The organism is Amycolatopsis coloradensis (assembly GCF_001953865.1).
Taxonomy (GTDB): Bacteria; Actinomycetota; Actinomycetes; order Mycobacteriales; family Pseudonocardiaceae; genus Amycolatopsis; species Amycolatopsis coloradensis.
In genome coordinates, this window is the sequence record NZ_MQUQ01000025.1 from 1 (window position 1) to 21,751 (window position 21,751).

General features: G+C 69.4%; 13 protein-coding genes. 3 read left to right on the top strand and 10 right to left on the bottom strand.

All coding sequences use genetic code 11. The features are described from left to right. Positions 1–92: 92 nt before the first annotated feature. The 10 genes from BS329_RS36040 to BS329_RS36085 all read right to left on the bottom strand — a co-directional run bounded on the left by BS329_RS36040 (position 93) and on the right by BS329_RS36085 (position 17,843). Positions 93–1,286, bottom strand: a complete 1,194-nt coding sequence (locus tag BS329_RS36040) for an MFS transporter (RefSeq protein WP_076167351.1) — start codon at positions 1,284–1,286, stop codon at positions 93–95. Positions 1,287–1,346: 60 nt separating this feature from the next. Next, positions 1,347–2,492, bottom strand: coding sequence for an acyl-CoA dehydrogenase family protein (locus BS329_RS36045; protein WP_076167492.1), 1,146 nt, complete (start codon positions 2,490–2,492; stop codon positions 1,347–1,349). 20 nt (positions 2,493–2,512) lie between these two features. Next, positions 2,513–7,372, bottom strand: coding sequence for a non-ribosomal peptide synthetase (locus tag BS329_RS36050; protein ID WP_076167352.1), 4,860 nt, complete (start codon positions 7,370–7,372; stop codon positions 2,513–2,515). 21 nt (positions 7,373–7,393) lie between these two features. Next, positions 7,394–9,226, bottom strand: a complete 1,833-nt coding sequence (gene asnB / locus BS329_RS36055; RefSeq protein WP_076167354.1) for an asparagine synthase (glutamine-hydrolyzing) — start codon at positions 9,224–9,226, stop codon at positions 7,394–7,396. Positions 9,227–9,229: 3 nt separating this feature from the next. Then, positions 9,230–10,108, bottom strand: coding sequence for an LLM class flavin-dependent oxidoreductase (locus BS329_RS36060; RefSeq protein ID WP_208619335.1), 879 nt, complete (start codon positions 10,106–10,108; stop codon positions 9,230–9,232). Next, the gene (locus BS329_RS36065) at positions 10,108–11,253 is read right to left on the bottom strand and encodes a hypothetical protein (protein ID WP_143253340.1); all 1,146 of its coding nucleotides are present in this window, start codon (positions 11,251–11,253) and stop codon (positions 10,108–10,110) included. The genes BS329_RS36060 and BS329_RS36065 overlap by 1 nt, the downstream gene beginning before the upstream one ends. Then, on the bottom strand, positions 11,247–12,662 hold the full coding sequence (locus BS329_RS36070) for a DUF6002 family protein (RefSeq protein WP_076167357.1): 1,416 nt from the start codon (positions 12,660–12,662) through the stop codon (positions 11,247–11,249). The genes BS329_RS36065 and BS329_RS36070 overlap by 7 nt, the downstream gene beginning before the upstream one ends. 70 nt (positions 12,663–12,732) lie before the next feature. Further along, positions 12,733–14,652 carry a helix-turn-helix domain-containing protein gene (locus tag BS329_RS36075; protein WP_143253341.1) on the bottom strand — a complete coding sequence of 640 codons (1,920 nt, stop codon included), beginning with the start codon at positions 14,650–14,652 and terminating at the stop codon, positions 12,733–12,735. Continuing rightward, positions 14,649–16,634 (bottom strand): SidA/IucD/PvdA family monooxygenase, encoded by a 1,986-nt coding sequence (locus tag BS329_RS36080; protein ID WP_076167361.1) that lies wholly within the window; start codon positions 16,632–16,634, stop codon positions 14,649–14,651. Before BS329_RS36080 ends, BS329_RS36075 begins: the two co-directional genes overlap by 4 nt. A gap of 102 nt (positions 16,635–16,736) precedes the next feature. Then, on the bottom strand, positions 16,737–17,843 hold the full coding sequence (locus tag BS329_RS36085; RefSeq protein WP_076167495.1) for a branched-chain amino acid aminotransferase: 1,107 nt from the start codon (positions 17,841–17,843) through the stop codon (positions 16,737–16,739). Positions 17,844–18,401: 558 nt separating this feature from the next. Here BS329_RS36085 and BS329_RS36090 point away from each other — a divergent pair. From BS329_RS36090 to BS329_RS36100, 3 genes are read left to right on the top strand one after another with little or no spacing between them, the layout of a single operon-like run. After that, on the top strand, positions 18,402–18,620 hold the full coding sequence (locus BS329_RS36090) for an MbtH family protein (RefSeq protein WP_076167362.1): 219 nt from the start codon (positions 18,402–18,404) through the stop codon (positions 18,618–18,620). 52 nt (positions 18,621–18,672) lie between these two features. After that, positions 18,673–20,505 carry a non-ribosomal peptide synthetase gene (locus BS329_RS36095; RefSeq protein WP_244197428.1) on the top strand — a complete coding sequence of 611 codons (1,833 nt, stop codon included), beginning with the start codon at positions 18,673–18,675 and terminating at the stop codon, positions 20,503–20,505. Further along, positions 20,489–21,745, top strand: coding sequence for a cytochrome P450 (locus tag BS329_RS36100; protein ID WP_244197429.1), 1,257 nt, complete (start codon positions 20,489–20,491; stop codon positions 21,743–21,745). Before BS329_RS36095 ends, BS329_RS36100 begins: the two co-directional genes overlap by 17 nt. Positions 21,746–21,751 lie beyond the last annotated feature (6 nt).

The window sequence follows — 21,751 nt, forward strand, 5'->3', positions numbered from 1 at the left end:
CGCGAAAGCCACTTTCGGGACGTCTGATGTCCCGAAAGTGGCTTTCGCGACATGCCGGTGCGTGTGGTGTGGCGAACTTCCGGTGCCGGGCACTAGTTCTTCCGTAGCCGGGTGATCGGCACTATCACGGCGGTGAGCAGTGGCGCCAGGCCCGCCAGGAGCAGACCCGCGTCGGCGCCGAATCGTGTCACGAGCAATCCCGCCACCGGGCTGGCGGCGGCGGTCCCCAGATAGCCGAAAGCAGAGAAGTACCCGAACGCCTCCGCCAGCCGATCCGGCGAGACCTTCTCGGGGACCAGCAACATAGCCGCGGTGTCACCCGGCGCGAAGGCCAGTCCGGCGATCAGCAGGCCGGCGATGGCGAGCACCAGCGAAGGGGTCACGGCGGCGATCACGGTGATGAAGCCGTACACGGAGATCAGCACCCAGGCCACGGTGAGACTGGGGGCTCTGCGCAGCAGGTTCGTGGCGGGTAAGGCCGCATAGACGGAACCACTGAGCGCGCTCGTGGCGAAGATACCTGCTAGCACCAGGCCGCCGTTCGTGGTGCGACTGCCGTGGTCCGCCAGCAACGCGGGAAGGGCGACGTCGAGTGCGCCGAGGTTGATGCCGATGCCCACGTTGAGCAGCAGCGGCACCCAGAGCCGCGCCAGCAGGGTGCGCGCCGACGACGACTGCCGGGGGCCGCTCGCGGGTGCCCGGCTCGGCAACGTCCAGCTGAGCAGCGCACCCGATGCCACGACAGCGGCCACCGCGCCGATACACGCCTGTGGCCCGACCAGAGCGGCCACCACGGCCGCCAGCGCCGGACCGCCGATCCACGCCGACTGCAGCGCGACCGCGTCGATCGCGTACGCCTGCTTGAGCTGGCCGGGCCGCAGGACCAGCGGCAACAGCGACCGGTACGCCCCGCTCACTCCCGCACCGCTGCCCGCCGCCACGACGACCAAAGCCAGCAGCACCACCAAAGGCGCACCCGCGGCGGCCGCGATCGCCGTGGCGACCAGGCCTGCCGTCGACCCCAGCAGCGACCAGCCCAGCGCACGAGGCAGCGTGGCCCGGTCCATTTGCCTGCCCCGCCAAGGCGCGCACGCCGCGTAGGTCAGCGCGCTGGCGCCGCTCAGCAAACCGGCGCCGACGAACGACCCCGTCACGTCGTGGGCGGTGAGGACCAGCGCGACCGGCAGCATCGTCTGGGGCAGCCTGGCGAGCGACGCCGCGGCCAGCCACCGAAACCAGACCGGATTCGACCGCAGCGGCCTGGCCACCTCGTCCTCGACGGACATAGCTTCCTCCTGGCAGGCCTGGCATGGATGTGCGCGTCGCGGTCAGTGGAACCTCGAAGGCTACCGATCGGGGCCGGGCGCGGGATCCCATCGTCCCGCGATCAGGTCGAGGCACAAGTGCGTGGGCGGCCCCATATGCGTGACGGCTTCGGCGTCGTGGGAGATCCGGTTGATCTCGTGTGCCTGGAGGTAGCCGGCGCTGCCGAGGAGACCTCGGACCGTGCCGCAGACGGTCTCACCGGTCTCCGAGGCGAAGACCTTGACGCAGTAGGCGCGCAGCACTCTGTCGTCTGCCGGGCCGGTGGTGAGATCGCGGACGGCGGCGCGGGCCGATCTGACGGCGATCTCCGTCGAGGCGAGCTGCCGCTGGAATCGTGGTTCGCCGAAGAGGCCGCGGTCGCGGGCGTGCCCGAGCGCGGTTTCGTGCGCCGCCTGCGCCAGCCCCACGCTGACCGCGCCGAGGGTGAGCCCCAGCCGGTGGGGCAACTGGATCGCCTCGGTGGTGGCGCTGCCGGAGCAGAGCAGATTGCTTTCCGCGACGGTCACGTCCTGGAACTGCACCATTCCCGTCCCGGAGCCGCGCATGCCGGCCATGTCGAGTGCGCCCGGGGGTACCTGGACCCCGGGGGCGGCCGCTTCGACGAGGAACAGCGCCTGGTCGCTCCCGCCGTAGGTGGGCCCGGTGGCGTGAGCTGTTTCGGTGCCGGCGGGAAGCTGCACGAGCACGATGAAGAAGTCGGCGACGGTGGCGCTGGTGGAGAACGTTTTGCCGCCCTTGATTTCCCATCCTCCGGCGGTGTCCCGCTGGGCGGTCGTGGACAGCGAGCGCTTGTCCGCGGTCGATCCGGGCTCGCTCCAGGCGGACGCCACCAGCTCACCGCCTCGTGCGACGCGTGGCAGCCAGTGTTTCTTCTGGGCCTCGGTGCCGTACTGCTCGATCCGCACCACCACCGCGCAGTGGAGGTACAACATGATGGCGATCGACGGGTTGTCCGCGGCGACGGCCTCGATCACGGTGTTCGCGGTGGCCGGGGGGTAGCCCCAGCCACCGTGGTCTTCGTGGACCATCATGCCCAGCAGCCCCGATCGGCGCAGCGCCTCGAGGCTCGCGGCGTCGACCTCCCCTGTCTCGTGTGCCCGGCGGGCACCGGCGCGGAGGGTCTCACCGAACTCCGGGCCGGGCGTGAAGTGACCGCGGAGGTTCATCTGCCGTCGCCGCCTTTCCATCAGCCCGACCACATGGCGAGCAGTTTCTCGCGCTCACCCGGGAGCAGTATATCGACGGCGCCCAGGCGCGAACCTGGATCGGCGACCGCGGCACGCACCACCTGGACCAGCCGCTGGGTCAGGGATGTGACCGTCTCTTCGTCGAAGATGTCGGTGGCGTACTCGACCAGCGCGTCGATGCCTTGTGGACGGCCGCCGGCGTCACGCCGCTCGGTGAACGCGAACAGCAGATCGAATTTGGCGTTGCGCAGCCCGGCCTGGTGCTCGGTCACTTCCGCGCCGGGAAGTTCCAGCGTGGCCTCGCCCGCGTTCTGCAGGACCAGTGACACTTGGAACAGCGGGTTGTAGCTCAACGATCGCGCCGGATTGAGCACTTCGACCAGTCGCTCGAACGGCACGTCCTGGTTGGCGTAGGCGGCCAAGTCGGTTTCCCGCACTCTCGCCACTAGTTCGGTGAAGGTCGGGTTGCCGCTGGTGTCGGTGCGGAGCACCAGATTGTTGACGAAGAAGCCGACGAGATCACTGAACGCGTCGTCGTTGCGGCCCGCGATCGCCGCGCCGATCGGGATGTCCGTGCCCGCCCCCAGCCGGGTGAGCAAACCGGCCAGCACCACCTGCAAGGTCATGAACAAGCTGGCGCCCCCGGTTCCGGCGAGCCGGGTGAGGCCTTCGTGCAGATCGGCGTCGAGTCCGAAGTAGATGGTCCGGCCACGCCGGCTGCGTACCGCCGGGCGGGGCCGATCCAGCGGAAGCTCCAGTTGTTCGGGCAGACCGGCCAGCTGTCCTGTCCAGTACCGCAGCTGCTCCGCGATACCCGTGCCGTCGGTGCGGAGGTTTTCCCGCTGCCACAGCGTGTAGTCCGCGTACTGGACCGGCAACGGCGCCCAGTCCGGGGCGCCACCCGCCTGCCTTGCGGCGTACGCGGTGGACAGATCCCGCAACAGCGGCCGCATCGACCAGCCGTCGGTGGCGATGTGGTGCAGGCAGATCAGCAGCACGTGCCGGTCGGGGGCGAGCCGGAAGAGCTTGGCGCGCAACGGCGGCTCGTGCTCGAGGTCGAACGGCCGGTCGACTTCGGCCGCCACGGCGGCGGGAACGCCGGGCTCCGGACTGTCCACTGTGGTCAGACGGAACGGTTCGGGGTCGAGCACCCGCTGGTACGGCTCGTCACCGGACAACGGGAACACGGTTCGCAGGCTTTCGTGCCTGGCGATCACGTCACCGATCGCCGCCTGCAACGCGGCCACGTCCACCTCGCCGGTCAGCGAGAACACCGACGGCAGGTGGTACGCCGAACCATCGTCCGCCCGTGCCGCCAGCTGCTCGACGAACCACAACCGGTGCTGCGCGAAGGACAGCGGCACCCGGGCCGGTCTGCGCATCACCCTGACCGGCAGCCTGCTGGACGCCGGCCCGTCGATGGCCTTGGCGATGCCCGCGACCGTCTGCCGGTCGAAGACCACCCGCACCGGCAGGTCGACGCCGAACACCGAACGCACCCGGCCCGCCAGCTTGGCGGCCAGCAGCGAGTGGCCGCCGAGATCGAAGAACCCGTCGTCCACACCGACTTCGGCGAGCCCCAGCACCTCGGCGACCAGACGGCACAGCAGTTCTTCCTGCGGGGTGCGCGGTGCCCGGCCGGTCGCCGTCCACCGTGGAGCGGGCAGCGCGGCGAGGTCCACTTTCCCGTTGGCGTTTTCCGGCAACCGGTCCAGTACGACGAACGAGGCCGGGACCATGAAGGAGGGCAGGGACCCGGACACATGCCGGCGCAACTCGGCGACGTCGAGCCGGACGGCACCGGTGCCCACCACGTACGCCACGAGCCGGAGGTCTCCCGGCGCCACCTCGATCGCGGTCACGGCGGCCTGTGCCACCCCGGCGTGCTCGTGCAGGATCGTTTCGATCTCCCCGGGTTCCACCCGGTAGCCCCGGATCTTCACCTGGTGGTCGGCCCGGCCGGCGAACGTCACCGTGCCGTCACTGTTCCACCTGGCCAGATCACCCGTCCGGTACATCCGCTCGCCGGGTGCGCCGAACGGATCCGGGAGGAACTTCGACGCGGTGAGGCCGGGCTTGGCCAGATAGCCACGGGCCACCCCCGCGCCCGCGATGTACACCTCGCCGAGCACACCGGGCGGGACCGGCCGTGCTGTCTCGTCCAGCACGTAGACCCGGTGATTCCACACTGGACGGCCGAGCGGGACCGTCGTGGTCCGGCCGCTCGCGGCGACCTCGCCGGGCACGGGGAACGAGAGCGCGCAATGCGTCTCCGTCGGCCCGTACTGGTTGATCAGCCGTCGGCCCGGCCGGGCGGCCAGCAGGCAGCGAAGGTCATCGCCCAGTGTCAGCGCCGATCCCGCCTGCACGATGTCGGTCAAGGTCGGCAACTCGGTGCCCTCGGCGACGGCGGCCGAGCAGAGACTGTCGAGCAGCAACGCCGGCGCCATGATCATGCGCACCCGGTGCCGGTCGATCCAGTGCACCAGCCGCGCCGGATCGGTGCGGAGATCCGGCTCCGGGATCGCCACCGTGCCACCGCGGGCGAGCGTCGCGAGCGTCTCCTGCAACGACATGTCGAACCCGACACTCGCCAGATGGGCGGTGACCCCACCCGGGTACCCGGAACCGCCGTCCGCCTGCCAGCAGACCATGTTGAGCAGTCCGGCCGCGGGCATCACGACTCCCTTGGGCACCCCTGTCGAGCCGGAGGTGTAGATCACGTAGGCGGCAGCGGCCGCTCCCCCGCCGCGCCGCTCGTCCCCGGCCAGTTTCGCCGCGGGCCACCGGTCGATCCGCGCCACGTCTTCGGGGTCGTCGAGGACCAGGGCGCCGGGCACCCGGTGTGCGTGCTCGGCGCTCGTCACCACGACCGCGGGCGCGGCGTCGGCGATCATGAAACCGGCCCGGTCGTCGGGAAAGTCCGGATCCACCGGGAGATAGGCCGCGCCGGCCTTGACGGTGGCCAGCATCGCGACCAGGAGTTCCACGGAGCGGTCCAGCACCACCGCGACGACCCGCTCGGGCCCGGCGCCCCGCCTTGTCAGTTCCCTGGCCACTTGGTTGGCCCTGGCGTGCAGTTCGGCGTAAGTGACGCTGACCGTGTCCGTGACGACGGCGACCGCCGCCGGTGTCCGCTCGGCTTGGTTCTCCAGCCACGTGGCGAGGTCGGTGGCAGGCAGGGCCCTGGCCGAGTCGTTCCACTCGGTCAGCACCCGTTGCCTGGCGGGCGCGGACAGCAGTTCGTACCGCGACATCGGCAGCCCGGGGTCACCGGCGGCCTGCTCCAGCACCAGGCACAGCTGCTCGGCCATGGCCTCGACCGTGCCGTGGTCGTACACGTCGGTGGTGTATTCGACCAGGCCGTCGACCCCGTCCGGCTCACCGTCGGCGGACAGCTTCTCCTTGAAGTTGAACGACAATTCGAACCGGGAGGTCCCGATGTCGACCGCCTCGAACCGGGATGTGAGGCCCGGCGCGTCCAGCGCGGGCTCGACGTTCGCGTCCACCAGGAACAGCACCTGGAAAAGCGGGTGCACGCCGAGGGAACGAACCGGGTTGACCGCTTCGACGACGTGTTCGAACGGCACGTCGGCGGCGTCGAACGCGGCGAGGTCGGTCGTGCGGACCCGCTCGATCAGCTCGTGGAAGTCCGGGTCGCCCGCCGTGCCGGTGCGCAGGACGAGCGTGTTGACGAAGAATCCGACGAGGTCGTCCAGCGCCGCGTCGGTGCGGCCGGCGATGGGCGCGCCGATCGGCACGTCGGTGCCCGCGCCCAGCCTGGTCAGCAGGGCGCAGATGCCGGCCTGGATGACCATGAACAGCGTGGCCTGATGCTCCCTGGCGAGGGCGGCGAGCCGGTGGTGCAGTTCGGCTCCGAGATGCAGGCGCACCCGGCCGCCGTCGTAGCCCGCGACGGCCGGGCGGGAGCGGTCGGTCGGCAGGGTGAGCTGCCCTGGCGTGCCCTTGAGCGCCGTCCGCCAGTAGTCCAGCTGGTCGGCCAGCAGGGAATCCTCGTCACGGTCGCTCAGTTCCCGTTGCCACTGGGCGTAATCCGCGTACTGCACCGGCAGTTCCGGCCATGGTGGCGCGCTACCGGTCAGTCTGGCCCGGTAGGCGGTGGACAGGTCGCGCCGCAGCGGTTCGAACGACCAGCCGTCGACCGCGATGTGGTGCAGCGCGAGCAAAAGCACATGCTCGTCGGGACCGAGGACGAACAAATAGGTCCGCAGTGGCGCGTCCTCGGTCAGGTCGAAGCCTTCGGACGCGTACCGCCGGACCGTCTCTTGCGCCTTGTCCGGCTCGACGTCGATCACCACCACCGCCGTGGCCGCGTCCGGGACCTCGAGGACCTCCTGCCTCGGCGTTCCCGCCTCCGCCGGGAAGATCGTCCGGAGCGGCTCGTGCCGGGCGATCACATCGCGCACCGCCTGGCGGATCGCCTCGACGTCCAGCTCACCCGACAGCCACAAGGCCAGCGGGGTGTTGTAACCGGCCCCGCCACCGGCGACCTGGTTGAGGAACCACTGGCGCTGCTGCGCGAACGACAACGGGACCCGCGCGGGCCGGTCCTTCCGCTCGATGGGCGGGCGGCTCGTCCGGTACGTGTCGAGCCTGCTCGCCACCCCGGCGGGCGTCGGCGCGGTGAAGAACTCCCGTGGGGTGATCTGCGCGCCGAAAGCCGCCTGCAACTGGCTCAGCAGGCGGGATGCCAGCATCGACTGGCCACCGAGCTCGAAGAAGTCGTCGTCCGCGGCCACCCACGGTTCGCCGAGCACGTCGGCGAAGATCGACCGGACGAGATCGGTTCGCGGGTCCGTCCCCGACGGCGCACCGGCGAAGTCACCACGCTCGGACATCGGTTTCCCCCATCGGTGCCGTCAGCAAAGGGTCACTCCCAGCTCGCGCATCCACAGGTCGACCTCCAGCAACGGGATCAAGATGTGGGCATGGTTGGCGTGCGTCATCGTCGGCCGGTCCGCGGCGGAGATCATGTCCTCGATCCGTTGCCCGTCGAGCACTCCGGCCAACGGGGAGTCCGGGTCGCCCGCCAGCGCGCGGACACCGGCGATCACTTGTGCGCCGTAGCCAGGAGAGAACGACGCCGGATAGGCGCTCTTGGGCCGGTCGAGGACCGCGGGCGGCAGCCGGTCGCCGAACGCCAGCCGGAGCAGGCTCTTCTCCCTGCCGTCCGCGGTCTTCATCTCCCACGGGACGTTCCAGACATACTCGATCAGCCGATGGTCGCAGTACGGCACCCGAACTTCGAGGCCCACCGCCATGCTCATCCGGTCCTTGCGGTCCAGCAACAAGCCGAGCGGGGCCTGCATGCTCAGGTACAGGACCTCACGCATCCGCGCGTTCAGCTTGGATTCCCCCGGCAGGCCGGGCACCTCGGCCAGCAGCGTCCGGTAGAGGTCCTGTTCCTGTTCCCTCGGTTCGATCCGGGCGCGGACGTCCGGCGCGACGAAGTCGGTCAGCCGGACGCCGTCCCCCATCCAGGGAAACGTGTCCGCCCAGACCGCGTCCGGGTGACGGAACCACGGGTAGCCGCCGAACACCTCGTCCGCCGCCTCACCGGACAACGCGACGGTCGACGTCTCGCGGACCGAACGGAACAGCTCCAGCATCGACGCGTCGAACTGCCCGAGGCTCGGCAGGTCGCGCGCGTGCCTGGCGATCGGGAGGGCGGAGCGCATGCGCTCGTCGTCGACGATCACCTCGTGATGGGCGGCGCCGATATGCGCGGCGGTCAGCTTGGCGTACGGGCTGTCCCGGTCGGGGCGCAGCGCGGTCGGCCGGAAGTCCGACTCGGCACCGGCGAAATCGACCGAGTACGTCGACAACGGCCCGGAGCCGTTCTCCCGCAGTGTCTCCGCGGCCAGTGCGGCCACCACGGACGAGTCAAGACCACCGGAGAGCAACGTGCCGAGCGGCACGTCGGAGATCAGTTGCTCGGCGACGATCCGCTCGACGAGTTCACGCACCGTCGACACCGTCTTGTCGAGGTCGTCGGTGTGCTCCTCGCCGTGCAACGCCCAGTATCTCGACTCGGCGAACTCGCCGGGGGTGAACCTCAGAACGTGCCCCGGCCGTACTTCGGCCAGCCCCAGCAACGGCGTCGCGCCCGACGGCGTGAGCCGGGCGTTGAACAGCATCGGCAGCGACTGTTCACTCATCCTGGCGGTGAACAGCGGGTTGGCGAGGATCGCCTTCGGCTCGGACCCGAACAGCAGGCCGCCCGCGTAACGGTGGTAGTACAACGGTTTCACGCCAAGCCGGTCGCGAACCAGCAGCAGCTGGCGCCGGTCGGTGTCCCAGACGGCGAAGGCGAACATCCCCACCATGCGCTCGACCGCCGCGGCGCCCCACTCCACATAGGAGCGCAGGACCACTTCGGTGTCGGACTGCGTGCGCATCCGGTGCCCGCGCGCGACGAGCTCGGCGCGCAGCTCCCGGAAGTTGTAGATCTCGCCGCTGTAGGTCAGCACGATCTGCCCGCCACCGGGTGACCGGGTGGTGATCATCGGCTGCTTGCCACCGGCGAGGTCGATGACCGCGAGTCTGCGGTGACCGACGGCAGCATGGCGCGACAGCCACACCCCCTCGCCGTCCGGGCCGCGAGGCGCCAGCCCGCCGGTCATCTCACCGAGGCGGGCACCCGCTGCCGACAGATCGCGGGTGAAGTCCACCCAACCGGCGATTCCGCACATCAGTCAGTCCCCCGCCACCATGGGCAGCACATCCGCTGCGACCTGTTCCAGCACACGCAGATCTCCTTCGTACGGCGGTTCGCTTCTCGGGAACGGCACGATCAGGTCGGTCACCCCGATCTCCGCGTACCGGCCTGCCGTGTCGGCGAACGCGGCGGCCGAGGAGAACGCTGCCTGCGCTCGATTGACGTTCATCAGGAACACCTTCAGCGTCGCGGGATCACGGCCCTCCTCGACGCACGTCCGCCGGACGGCGTCGATCTGCTCGCGGGCCAGCTCGGGCGTCACCGCCGGGGGCACCCGCCCCCGGCGCGCGGCGACGCCGTTGGTCACCCAACCGTCCCCGTGGCGGGCGGCCAACCGCATGCCGGTGGGACCGCTTCCGGCGACCACCACCGGAATCCTGTCGCGCGCGCCGCCGTCCGGGTCGATCCACGCGTCGCGCGCGGAGTAGAACCGGCCCGCGTAGTCCGAACACGGCTGCCGCAACAGCTGGTCGACGACCTCGACGAACTCCGTGAAGCGGTCCCGGCGCTCGGCGGGCGACCACGGCACCCCGCCCAGCACCTTCGCGTCGGCACCGGACGCTCCCGCGCCGATTCCGAGCACGAACCGGTCGCCGGAAAGGTCGGACAGGGTGAGCGCTTCCTTCGCGAAGGGCACCGGATGCCGGAAGTTCGGGGACGCGACCAGCGTGCCGAGCCGGATCCGCCGGGTACATTGCGCGGCCGCGGCGAGTGTGGGCATCGCGGAGTACCACCGTCGCCCGGCCAGCTCGCGCCACGCGATGTGGTCGAGGGTCCAGGCGTGCGCGAAACCCAGTTCGTCGACCATTTTCCACGACTGCCGTGCCTCCCGCCAGCGGGCCGTTGGCAGGATCATCACGCCGATGCGAATGGTGTCCCCCTCTCCGCGGTGTCCCGCAGGAACACGTCCAGGTGGGTCAGCCGCGCGGCGCGCAGGCCGGTGCCCTCCCACCGGAGGTCCAGCCGGGCCGGGCGTTGCTCGTCGTGGAAGTACACCGCTTCCAGCGCGCCGTCGGGAGTCTCGGCGACGACCGGGTTGGCCACCAGGAGGTCACGCACCCGAGGGGTGTCCCGGAGCACCCGCAGCAGCAACCGTTTGCCGCCGAAGTGGTCGACCGGCAGGACCACCCGCGGGTGCAGCTTGCGCTTGAACTGGAAGATGCCCTTGCTCAGGAACGGCTCGCATCCGGACAGGTTGACCGCCCGGATGCCGTTGGCGGCCGCCCATTCCAGGATCAGCGCGTACAACGCCGCGAACGCGCCCGTGCCGTAGTGCGAGCGGGCTCCGTGCGTCACGCCTGCCAACCGCAGGGTGAGGGTGCGGGTCCGCCGGTTGACCAGGCACAGCATCCCCGCGATGCGTTCGGGCCCTTCGGTGAGGAAGAACAGGACACCCCGGCGAAAGACGCACTGGAACGCGATCTCACGCTCCAGGCTGCGCGTCGCGGGACCGTGTCGCGCACGCATCGTCGGCAGGTGCACGTGTTCGTAGAACCACTCGAAATCCTCGGTGGCGGTGGCGTGTTCGAGGGTCCAGCCGAGGTCGCGCCGCTGTCGCGCGACTCGCTGACGCTCCTTCCTCGACATCCGGGCCCGCATGGCCCCGGCGTCCGGCACGACCGGCACGACGAGCTCGATGCGGAACGGAAGCAGCAGGTCGCCTGCCGACCTCAGCGACCGGAGCCGTGCGGCCGGTGCGCCGATGGCCAGCAGGTCGACGCCGGACGGCGCCAGTGCCTCGGCCCACCGCACCGTTCGGGTCTCCCGGTGGATCGTGTCACCACCGGCGGCCTGTTCTTCCAGGAACGGCACGACATGGCTGGCGCCCTCGGGCAGACCGGCGTAGCCGAGGGTGAGCGAACCGCCGATGGTGGAACGGACGTACGTCGCCCGGCGCAAACGCGCGTCGTCGAACGCCAATCTGGTCCGCACCAGCGACGGCCGGGTGCCGGTACGCCAGGCGAACACCGGCCGCGCGACGAGCGAGCGCCGGATCACCAAGGCCCGCTCCCGGCGGAAACGTACTTGAAGACCTCCTCCGCCGAGGACACCGGCGTCACCCCGCGCTCGGTCAGCGGCTTCATGTCTTCGTCGGTGTACCAGCCCGAACCGTGCACGACCACGTCGTGCGCGGAATCGACAAGGCCGCGGTCGATGCCGTTGAGGACACCGGTGAGCGCCATCATGAGCGACCACTCGCGCACCGCGGCCGGATCGGCCGGTACCGGGAAACCGGCGTCGGTGAGCAGCGGGCTCAGCTCCGGGTACCGCTGCCGGCATTCCAGCTCGGACACGACGATTCCGTCTCCGCCGTGCCGGTTGATGATGTCGGTCATCCGGTTCGCCGTCGCCGGCCGTCGCGTGTAGAAGGTCGGATCGAGCACCTCGCCGGGATCGCCCGTGTGGTAGGGAAAACGCGGGTCGGACCGCTGCTCGTGCCGCCCGGTCGCCGGATCGAGCCGGTACCGCGGGACGCGGTCGCGGTCGAAGTCGCCGTGCCGCAGGTGCAACACCATGTCCGGGGTCCCGAGATGCTGGACGAGCAGGCTGTGCGGGCGGCGCATCGGATCGGACTGCCCGTCACGTTCCAGCCGGTCGCGCCCGAGGTGGTAGCCGAGCAGACCGAAAGCACTCGACACCGCGTGGGCGTGGGTGCGCTGCCGGTCGGCCTTGTCGACGGGCGCGACGGCGTGTTCGAACAACGCGCGGCCGACGTCGGCGACCAGGTAATTGTCCAGGTCGAGGGAGTACCAGAGGTGGCGGCCGTGCTGCCGCAGCAACGTTTCGGCGTACTCATCGACGAAGCGGCGGCCGAGCACCTTGACGTTCTCCGCGACGGGATCGTCGTAGGTCAGCAAGGGGTTCAGCTCCGCCAGCCGGGGGTCCGCGGACAACGCGTCGGTACGCAGTTTGGCGATGTTCGCCGCGGGCGCGAGGACGACCACCCGCAGCTGGTCCGGCTGGACCAGCCCGCACGACACCGCTCGCGCCAGCGCGTCCCGCAGCGCGGTTCCCTTGTTCGCCGAAGTCGGCGAGAAGATCACCACGGGTTCGCCGTGCTGCCGGACGAACTCCGCGGCCCGCGCGACGATCAGCAACGAAGCGAAGGTCTTCGTCGTGTTGGTCCCCGGGTTGCGGGCGAGGTTGAGCAGCATCAGCTCGTGGCCGCGGTAGCTGCCCATCTCGTGCCAGGACGCCTCGGCCGCCGCGAAGTACTCGCGGACCGCCGGGGTCAGGTCGGGTAACACACCGCCCACGCCGAACCGCGCCGGATCGTCCCGCGCCGGCGCCGGCCAGGTCGCGGCCGACAGTTCCCGTACCTCGTCGTAGAAGTCGGTGATGAGATTCCCGGTCCGGACGGCATGCGCCGCGCGGACGACTCCGGCATCCGGCTGATCGGTACGAGACAAGACCGCACTCCTTAGATCGTCACAACGCACTGACCCGCTGGGCCGGGGCCGGTGGCGCCCCCGATGGTCATCAACCCGAACGCGGCAATTCCGAACTTGCCCAAGACTTGTACAACGCGGCCAATTCCACCCGCGAATTCACGCCGATCTTGCGAAAGATCTTCCTGAGATGAAAATTGACCGTATGCGTGGTGACGAACACCTGGTTCGCGATCTGGTGGTTCGTCAGGCCGTCGGCCACCAGCCGGACGATGCTTTCCTGTTTGTCCGTCAGATCCCGGAACGTCACCCCGGGAATTCCACTGAAACGCGCATAAGTGTCGTAGACGCCGACCGAACGCAGCCTGCTTCGGACCCTGGCGAAGTCGCGTGCCGCGGCCGCCTCCGAATACAGCGAAAGCGCCTCCTGGAGCGCGTTGGCCGTTCGCGGGCTCGCGTCGGCCGGCGCGATGTCGGCGATGTCTTCGACCACCCTGGCGCGCGACCAGCTGTCCGCGTAGAGCAGCCGCGCCTGGGCCAGAAGGCCGGTGTCCCGCCGCGACAATCCGTGCGCGTGCAGGTCTGCCGCCCGGAAGGCAGGCAGGTCGTCCTCCGCCAGATCGCCGATCAGTCCGCAGACCCACCGCGCGGTGGGGAGGTCGTCGCCGCACCGGGCGACCCGCACGATCAGCGCGGCCACCGACGGCTCGTGCACGAGCAGCTCCCGCAGCCGCCGTCCCGTCCCGTACATCTCCTTCATCAGCGACAACGCGTGCTCGGGGCCGTACTGGGCTTCGGCGAGCTGCAAGACGACCGAGCCGTACTCCGCCGGATCGCCCTCGATAAGCTTGCACCGGCGCACATACCGTGCCGACTTCGCGATGTCGCCATCACGAAGCGCGGCCAGTGCGAGCACCGCCAGCTCGGACGAGGACAACTCCGCGCTGTCTCGGCTGTTCACCACCGCGACGGCGTCGCTCAGCCGCCCGGCCTTCGCCAGCCGGCGGGCCTTCGCCGCCGACCACGGGGCCTCCCATCGGGTCTGCCCGGTCCACCGCATCCGATCACGGACCGCGGCCAGTGTCGCGTCGCACTCCTCGAACCGGGACGCGTCGGCGAGTACGACGGCGGCCGCGATCTCCACCTCGGCGGGCGCCTCGTCGGCGGCGAGCCGCCCGCTCTCCGAAATCGCCTGATGGGCCAGCCGTAAGCCGAGGGACAGGTCCCCCGAATACCAAGCCTTGGCCGCGCGGGCCATCGTCTCCCGCGGCTCACGGACGACACCGGCGGGAACGCCGCCTGCCGGAAGCGCGGACCGGGTGAGCTCGACAAGCGCGTCCCGAGCCAGTTGCTCGCCGCACAACCGCAGGACGCGGTCACGTACCGCGGACAGCACGCCTTCGGGCAGCCCGGGTTTGACCAGTCGCGCGCACCCGTCGCCGACCTCGAGGAAACCCTCGTGCGACAAGCCGTCGACGAGCGCTTCGAGCAGGGCCGGGTTTCCGCCGGCGGTATTGGCCAGGCGGGTCAGCGCGAGATCCGGCGTGGCGTGCAGCCGATCGGTGAGATAACAGGCGGTCTCGTCCTCCGTCCACGGGACGAGTTCCGCCCTCGTGTCGCCGAGCACCCGGCAAAGCCGCTCGACCTCGGGACAGCCCGCGCCGGATTCACGGGCCAGCACCCAGACCGTTCGTGTCCCGGCGGTGACCATGGCCAGCAGCTCTCGCGCGAAGCCGGGCGAGGCACGATGCACGTCGTCTATCGCCACGACGGTCGGTTCCGCGTGCGTGGCCGCGCCGACGGCCGGGTGTTCGTCCGCGCCGAGCCGGATGGTCGCGAATCCGGCGTCCGCCGCGAGCCCGAGGACTTCGCCGAGCACCCAGGTCTTCCCTGTCTGCGGCGCTCCCTCATACAGCAGGACAGCGCCTTTCCCGGATTTCGCGGCGCTCAGCACCGAGCGCACGAACGCGCGATCGAGGTTTCGTGAGGTCTGTTCTTCTCGCATTGTCATCCCTGGACGACATTCAGCCCGACGATTTCCTCGATCAGTTCGAGTTCACCGCGCCGCGCTGTGGCCGACAGCACGGAGGCGGCCAGCCTTCTGTTCTGGTCATCGAGTTCCTGGGACAGCTTGAACCGGCCCACCAATTCATGGATCTCTATTTCGAAACCTACTATGTGCTCGATCATCCGGTCAATGCGCGGATCGTCGAGGTCCAGTCGATAGGAATTCTCACCGGGATCGGCTTTCACGCAGATACCGGAGAGCCCGGCCAGCAGTGCGGCCCGATCGGGAAGCAGGCGGCCACGGCCTCGCACATGCACGTTCATCGAGTTCCAGGTGGGGAGCACGCTGGTTTCGAAGACCTGCGGGGGAAGATAGGCGTTCGGCCCGTGGAACAGCACGGTCAACTGGTGGCCGTCGATGAGCTGCACGTGCGGGTTGGCCCGGTCCAGGTGTCCGAAAAGGACTCCGTGCTCGCCGCGCGCCCGGTCGAGCGTCATCGGCAGGTGCGTCACCACCGGATCCTCCGCGCCCCGGGCGGAGATCAGGGTGGCGAAGGTGAACCGCTCCATCACCGCGTAGATCTTCTCCGGATCGGTTTCGACGTACTGCGGCGGCGGATACGCCGACGCCCTGGACACCTCGACCGGCCGTCGGGTCCGCACCGGCGGCGGGGTCTGCTTGCAGAGGTCGGTGAAGATCTGTTTGGCCCGGAACGGCAACAGGGACAACAAGGTGTCGCCGAGACCGAACGAAGACTCGCCGTAGCCCTGGACGTAGAAGCCGCCTTCCAGTTCCGCGGTGGTGCGCACCCGGTATTCGGGTGACAGCACGAGATCTCCGGATTCTTCCCGCAGGAACGGCGCCAGGTCCGCGAAGATCGCCTCGTCCAGCTCGCGGACGTACCCGGTGGCCAGCACCACCCCGTCACACCGGATCTCCTCGTCCCCGCCGCGCCGATCGGTGACCGCGACCCGCAGGGCGGTGCCGTCCGCACCGACGGCGGTGACCTTGGTGCCCGGGTGGACGATCAGCCTGCGGGTACCGCGGACCTCGTCGTCGTACACCATCCGGTAGAGGTCGTCGAGGAAGCCGGGTTCCACCACTCCGTAGTTGGTGTTGCGCAGCTCCGCCCGCAGCCCCGCCCGGTCCGATTTCGTCCTGGCGTGGAAGGAGTTCGCCTTGCCTTCGAAGAACTGCTCGTTGACGAACGGGTTGCTGTCGGCCGCCCGCAGCGCATAGCCGGAATGCAGGAGGTGCACGCGACTCGCGGGATACCGGCTCAGCAGATACGCGGCGATCTCACCGGCGCTCTGGCCGTCGCCGGCGACACCGAATTCGTAAGGACGCGACCGGTCGGCGAAGTGGTCGGGGAACCGCGGCAGGAAATCACTGGAGTGCACCACGGCCGGGCCGGCGCAGACACCACCGGCGGGCAGCCGGGGCCGTCCACCGGCGGCGTGCACGACGTTGGCCGCGTAACGGATGGTCGTCTGCCCGGTACCGGTGTCACGCGCCTCCACCCGGAACAACCGGTGCGCGTCCTCACCCGCCCGCCGGATCGGCGTCACCCTGGTGACCTCGGAGTTGTAGCGGACCTGATCGGAGAACGATTCCGCCACCCATTCCAGGTAGTCCTGGTACTCCAGCCTGGTCGGCCGGAAGTCGTTCAGGTTCACGAACTGCTCGAGGCGGCCCTTGGCCTTGGTGTACTGCAGGAAGGTGTACCGGCTGGCCAGGTTGCGCAGTGAGACCAGGTCCTTCAGGAACGAGATCTGCATGCGTGAGCCGTCGATCAGCATCCCGGGGTGCCACCGCAGCCGGGAGCTTCGCTCGAAGAAGAGACAACTCCGTTCGCTGTCGAGTTCTTCGGCCGCGATGGCGAGGGCGAGGTTCGACGGCCCGAAACCCACGCCGATGAGGTCGTACGGGTTGCCCTCGGCACCCAGTTCCGCGTTGCGCGTGTTCGGCGGTGAATCATTCCTCACAGCAGTACCTCACAGCATCGAAGTTTCTCCCCGAGACACTCGCGTTCAACTGTCCGGATCCTTCAGTCGAACGCGAGCGGATGACACCACCCGCCGCCGCCGTCAGCACACCTTGTGCACCCAGGAAAAGGGATCGGGTCGATGACCGTGCTGGATGCCCAGCAGCTCCTCGCGCAGCCGCAGGGTCACCGGGCCCGGTCTGCGGTCGCCGATCTGCCATTCCCCCGACACACTCTTGACCATCCCCACCGGCGCTATCACCGCTGCCGTACCGCAAGCGAACACCTCGGTCAGTTCACCGGAGGCACACTGCCGCCGCCATTGGCCGACCGAGATCCGGCTTTGCCCGGTCGCGATGCCGAGCTCGGGCGCCAACGCCAGCAGCGAGTCGCGGGTCACCCCTGGCAGCAGGGTCCCGGTCAGGGGCGGGGTCACGATTCGCGGTCTGCCGTCGCTGTCGGGCGCGTAGACGAAGAACAGGTTCATCCCGCCCATTTCCTCGACCCAGGTGTGCTCGGCCGCGTCCAGCCACACCACCTGATCGCATCCGTTGTCCACCGCCTGCCGCGTGGCCTTGAACGTCCCCCCGTAGTTCCCGCCTGCCTTGGCGGCCCCGGTTCCGCCGGGCGCGGCGCGGGTGTAGTCCTCGGACAACCACACGTTGAGCGGCCTCGGCACGTCCCCGGCACCGAACGCGGCGGTCGCCGGCGAGGCGATCACGCAGAAGAGGTAGCTGTCCGACGGCAGGGTGAACCCCAGGCCCCGCTGCGTGGCGATCATGAACGGGCGCAGGTAGAGACTCGTGCCCACGGCGTCCGGCACCCAGTCGCTGTCCTGACTGACGAGCAGTTCCAGCGCGCGGACGAAGAGCTCCTCCGGCAGCTCGGGCATCGCCATCCGCTCGGCCGATCCGGTGAACCTGGCCGCGTTCGCGTCCGGGCGGAACAACGCGATCATCCCGTTGGCCTGACGGTAGGCCTTCATGCCCTCGAAGCATTCCTGGGCATAGTGGAACACCGAGGTCGCGGGGTCGAGCATGAACGGCCCATAGGGCTCGAGGCGCCCGTCGTGCCAGCCGCGTTCGGCCGACCAGCGCAGCGTGACCATGTGATCGGTGAAGGTCTTGCCGAACCCCGGCGAGGCCAGAATCGCCTTCCGCTTCGCCTCCGGCACGGGCTGCCGGTTCGGGCGTACCTCGAAATCGACCATCAGCAGTTCACCTTCCCGCGCGGCCGGGGACACGGCCAACCTACCGGCGGCCAAGATCGCCGTGGTGTCACAGGAAGGAGGGACAGGGACGCCGCACGCCGCGTCGGTACTGTCACCGTCACGACGTGGTTTCCCCGTACAGCCGCGAATCGATGGCGCTCACCGACGCTGGGTTTCCCGTGTCGTGCACCGGAAGTTCGCGTACCGCATCCGGCGTGACGTGCCCTGCTCGTCGATCGTCCAGGAGAGTGAGGTCGTGAGTGGCGATTCGGGTTCTCCTGAGGGGTAAGGCAGAGGTGCCGCTTCGTGACCACACCACACGCACCGAGCAGGTCGCGAAAGCCACTTTCGGGACATCTGTTGTCCCGAAAGTGGCTTTCGCGACACCCAGATCAGCACCCGAGCGAGCACGTAAGACGCCATCGTTGCCTTACCCCTCACCAACCCGAATCGCCACTCGAGAGCGTGCACATGGGCGTCGATGGGGCATTCCATGGTCATCACCCAGACTTACGGCGCTGATTTTCGACTCGCGACACTAGGCAAGGAGCCGGCGGCATGAACCAGTTCGACGATCCCGACGGGACCTTCTCGGTGCTTGTCAACGATGAGGAGCAGTACTCACTCTGGCCCGCGACGCTGGCCGTGCCGTCCGGCTGGACGATCGCCCACCGTGAGGATTCCCGCCAGGCGTGCCTCGACTACATCGAACAGAACTGGACCGATCTGCGGCCGCGCAGCGCGCGGCGCGACGCCGTCACGGCGTCCAACCAGTGACCGCACCCTTCGCCGTCCGACGTCGCAAGAGTCAGGAACGATGGAATCACCCATGAGCATCGAACAGCCCTCGACCACGCGGCCGTGCGTGCACGAAATGGTGGCGGACCAGGCCGCCAGGACACCGGACGCGATCGCGGTCTCCTACCGCGGGCAAACGCTGACCTACCGCCAGCTCGACACCGCCTCGGACGAACTGGCGCACCGTATCCGCGGCGCCGGGGTCCGAGGCGGGTCAGTGGTCGCGGTCGTACTCGAGCGGTCGCCGGAACTGATCGTCACCCTGACGGCGGTGCTCAAAGCGGGTGGCGCGTACCTGTACCTCGATCCGGCCGAACTGGCCGAGCAACGAGCCCGGCTCGTGCGGGACGCGCGAACGCGATTCGCCGTGATCACGGAAGCCACCCGGGAGCAGGCGCCCGACGTCCCGATCGTGTTGCGGTACGAGGACGTCCGCACCGGGCGAGCGGAGCCGGTCCACGCGCCGGAGGTCGTGCCCGACACGCCCGCCTACGTCTGCTACACCTCGGGATCCACCGGTGAGCCGAAGGGTGTCGTGGTCTCCCACCGCGCGATCCACCGGCTGCTCGACGCCCCGTCCTGGATCGAGGTCCGGGAAGACGACGTGTTCCTGCAGATGACCAGGGTCGGCTTCGACGTCTCGACGTTCGAGATCTGGATGCCGCTGGTCAAGGGCAACCGGCTCGCGCTCGCCCCGCCAGGCTTCGCCGATCTGGCCGAGATCGCCGAGCTGATCCGCGCGGAGAAGATCTCCGTGCTATGGCTGACCTCCGGGCTGTTCCACAAGATCGTCACCCATCAGCTCGACTGCCTCGCCGGGGTGCGGCACCTCCTTTCCGGCGGCGATGTCCTGTCGCCCTCACACGTACAACGCGTACTCGCCGCGTACCCGCATCTCGTCTTCACCAACGGATACGGCCCCACCGAGAACACCACCTTTACCACGTGCTGGACGACCCGGGACAGTGGCGACGCTCCCCGCGTGCCCATCGGGGTGCCGATCGACGGCACCACGGTCGCGGTCCTCGACGACGCGATGCGGCCGGTGGCCCGCGGCGACGTCGGCGAGCTCTGGGTCGGCGGCGACGGGGTCGCCACCGGATACTTGAACAGACCCGGTGCCACGGCGGAGAAGTTCGTGGCGGACCTGGACCCGGCCCGGCCGGGAGGCCGGATGTACCGGACCGGGGACCTCGTGCGCTGGGCCGACGACGGCACGCTCGACTTCCTGGGCCGGGGAGACCGCCAGATCAGGATCCGCGGCTACCGGGTCGAACCCAGCACCGTGGAGATGGAGCTGCTGGGGCAACCCGGCGTCGAGCAGGCCGCCGCGCTCGCGCACATCGACGGGGCGGGCGACTCCCGGCTGATCGCCTATGTCGCGGTCGGGCGGATGCCCCAGGACGACTGGAACGCTTTCGGCATCACCCTTCGTGAGCGGCTCCGGGAAACGCTGCCGCCCCATCTCGTGCCGTGGGCGGTCATCGTGCTGCCCGACATCCCGTTGAACGGCAACGGCAAGGTGAACCGATCGGTCCTGCCGCGCGCGAAGGTCCCGCGCAACGTGCCCGACGACTACGCGGCGCCGGCGGATCCCCTCGAGCAGCGGCTCGCCGAGATCTGGAGTGACGCGCTGATGGTCGAGCCGGTCGGGATCCACGACAACTTCTTCGACCTGGACGGGCATTCACTGCTGGCCGCCGAACTGCTCGCGGGGCTCCAAGAGGAGTTCGAGGTCAGTTTGCCCGCCCGCACCCTGTACCTGCGGCCGACCATCGCGGAACTCGCCGAGGAGCTGCGCAAGCAACTCGGTGACGACGCGACGGATCCTTTGGAGGCGACGGCTGATGCGACAGTTCGATGACCAGACGATGGACCGGCGTCCGGCGACCGGATGCCCGGTGAGCGGGGCCGCGACGGGCGTCGACGATCCCGTGCTCTACAGCGACGGGGACTACCTCTCGGTCTGGGAGGACCTTCGCGGCCTGGACGGGCTCAGCTGGAAACAGGTGGACGAGCGGCGGGGCTTCTGGTCCGTGGTCAAGTTCGAAGACGCGCACCTCGTCCTTCGTGACGCCGGGACGTTCACCTCGGAACGGGGCACGATGCTGTGCATGCTCGGCATCCAGGACCCGGCGGGCGGCAGGCAACTGCCGGCGACCGATCCGCCGCGCCACACGACGATGCGCGCGTCCCTGCAGAAAGCGCTGGCGATCAAACCGATCGAGCGCCAGCACGAGATGATCCGTGAGCTCGTGGTCGAAGCACTCGAACCGCTCGCCGACGGCGGGACCTTCGACTTCGCCGAGGCGATGCTGGCCCTCCCGGTGGCGGTCGGCGGAACGGCGATGGGGCTGCCGCGGCAGGACTGGCCGGAGCTCGTGCGGCTGCTCACCGCGTCGAGCGCCCCCGAGGATCCCGATTACCTGCTCCCCGGCGGAACCCAGGCCACGCTGGACAACGCGCACCGCGAACTGTTCGCCTACTTCCAGGACATCTTCCACGAGCGGCGCAAGAACCTCGGTGACGACCTGATCAGCGTGCTGATCGCCACCGAGATCGACGGGCGCCCCATGTCGCCGGGCGAAGTGATGTCCAACTGCTACAGCGTGTTGCTCGGCGCCGCCGTCACCACCCCGCACTCGCCGACCTACGTCCTCGCCGAGCACATGGAGGACGGCCTGCTCGAGGAGTGGGCGGCCGATCTGAGCGTCACGCCGACCGCGACGGAAGAGGCGATGCGGCTCGCTTCGCCGGTCAGCCACTTCATGCGCTACGCCGTCGAAGACACCGAGATCCGCGGCACGAAGATCAAGGCGGGCGACGCCGTCGCGGTCTGGTTCGGCGCGGTCAACCGGGACGAGGAGGCCTTCCCCGACGCGATGGAGTTCCAGTTGCGGCGCAGGCCCAACCGGCATGTCTCGTTCGGCCTGGGGCCGCATTACTGCGTCGGGCACAACGTCGCCCGCGTCACGCTCCGGATCGTGTTCGACGAGCTGCTCACCCGGTTCACCGGATTCGAGTCCGCGGGCGAACGCGCGCGGCTGCGCTCGAACTTCATCTCCGGCTACAAGCACCTGCCCATCGCCGCCAGGACACGTTGACCTCTG

Bases quoted from the DNA above. Each gene is read 5' to 3' on its own strand.
- BS329_RS36100 (WP_244197429.1), top strand. From the start codon at position 20,489: ATGCGACAGTTCGATGACCAGACGATGGACCGGCGTCCGGCGACCGGA.
- BS329_RS36095 (WP_244197428.1), top strand. From the start codon at position 18,673: ATGAGCATCGAACAGCCCTCGACCACGCGGCCGTGCGTGCACGAAATG.
- asnB (WP_076167354.1), bottom strand. From the start codon at position 9,226: ATGTGCGGAATCGCCGGTTGGGTGGACTTCACCCGCGATCTGTCGGCA.
- BS329_RS36060 (WP_208619335.1), bottom strand. From the start codon at position 10,108: ATGATCCTGCCAACGGCCCGCTGGCGGGAGGCACGGCAGTCGTGGAAA.
- BS329_RS36075 (WP_143253341.1), bottom strand. From the start codon at position 14,652: ATGACAATGCGAGAAGAACAGACCTCACGAAACCTCGATCGCGCGTTC.
- BS329_RS36090 (WP_076167362.1), top strand. From the start codon at position 18,402: ATGAACCAGTTCGACGATCCCGACGGGACCTTCTCGGTGCTTGTCAAC.
- BS329_RS36040 (WP_076167351.1), bottom strand. From the start codon at position 1,286: ATGTCCGTCGAGGACGAGGTGGCCAGGCCGCTGCGGTCGAATCCGGTC.
- BS329_RS36085 (WP_076167495.1), bottom strand. From the start codon at position 17,843: ATGGTCGATTTCGAGGTACGCCCGAACCGGCAGCCCGTGCCGGAGGCG.
- BS329_RS36050 (WP_076167352.1), bottom strand. From the start codon at position 7,372: ATGTCCGAGCGTGGTGACTTCGCCGGTGCGCCGTCGGGGACGGACCCG.
- BS329_RS36045 (WP_076167492.1), bottom strand. From the start codon at position 2,492: ATGAACCTCCGCGGTCACTTCACGCCCGGCCCGGAGTTCGGTGAGACC.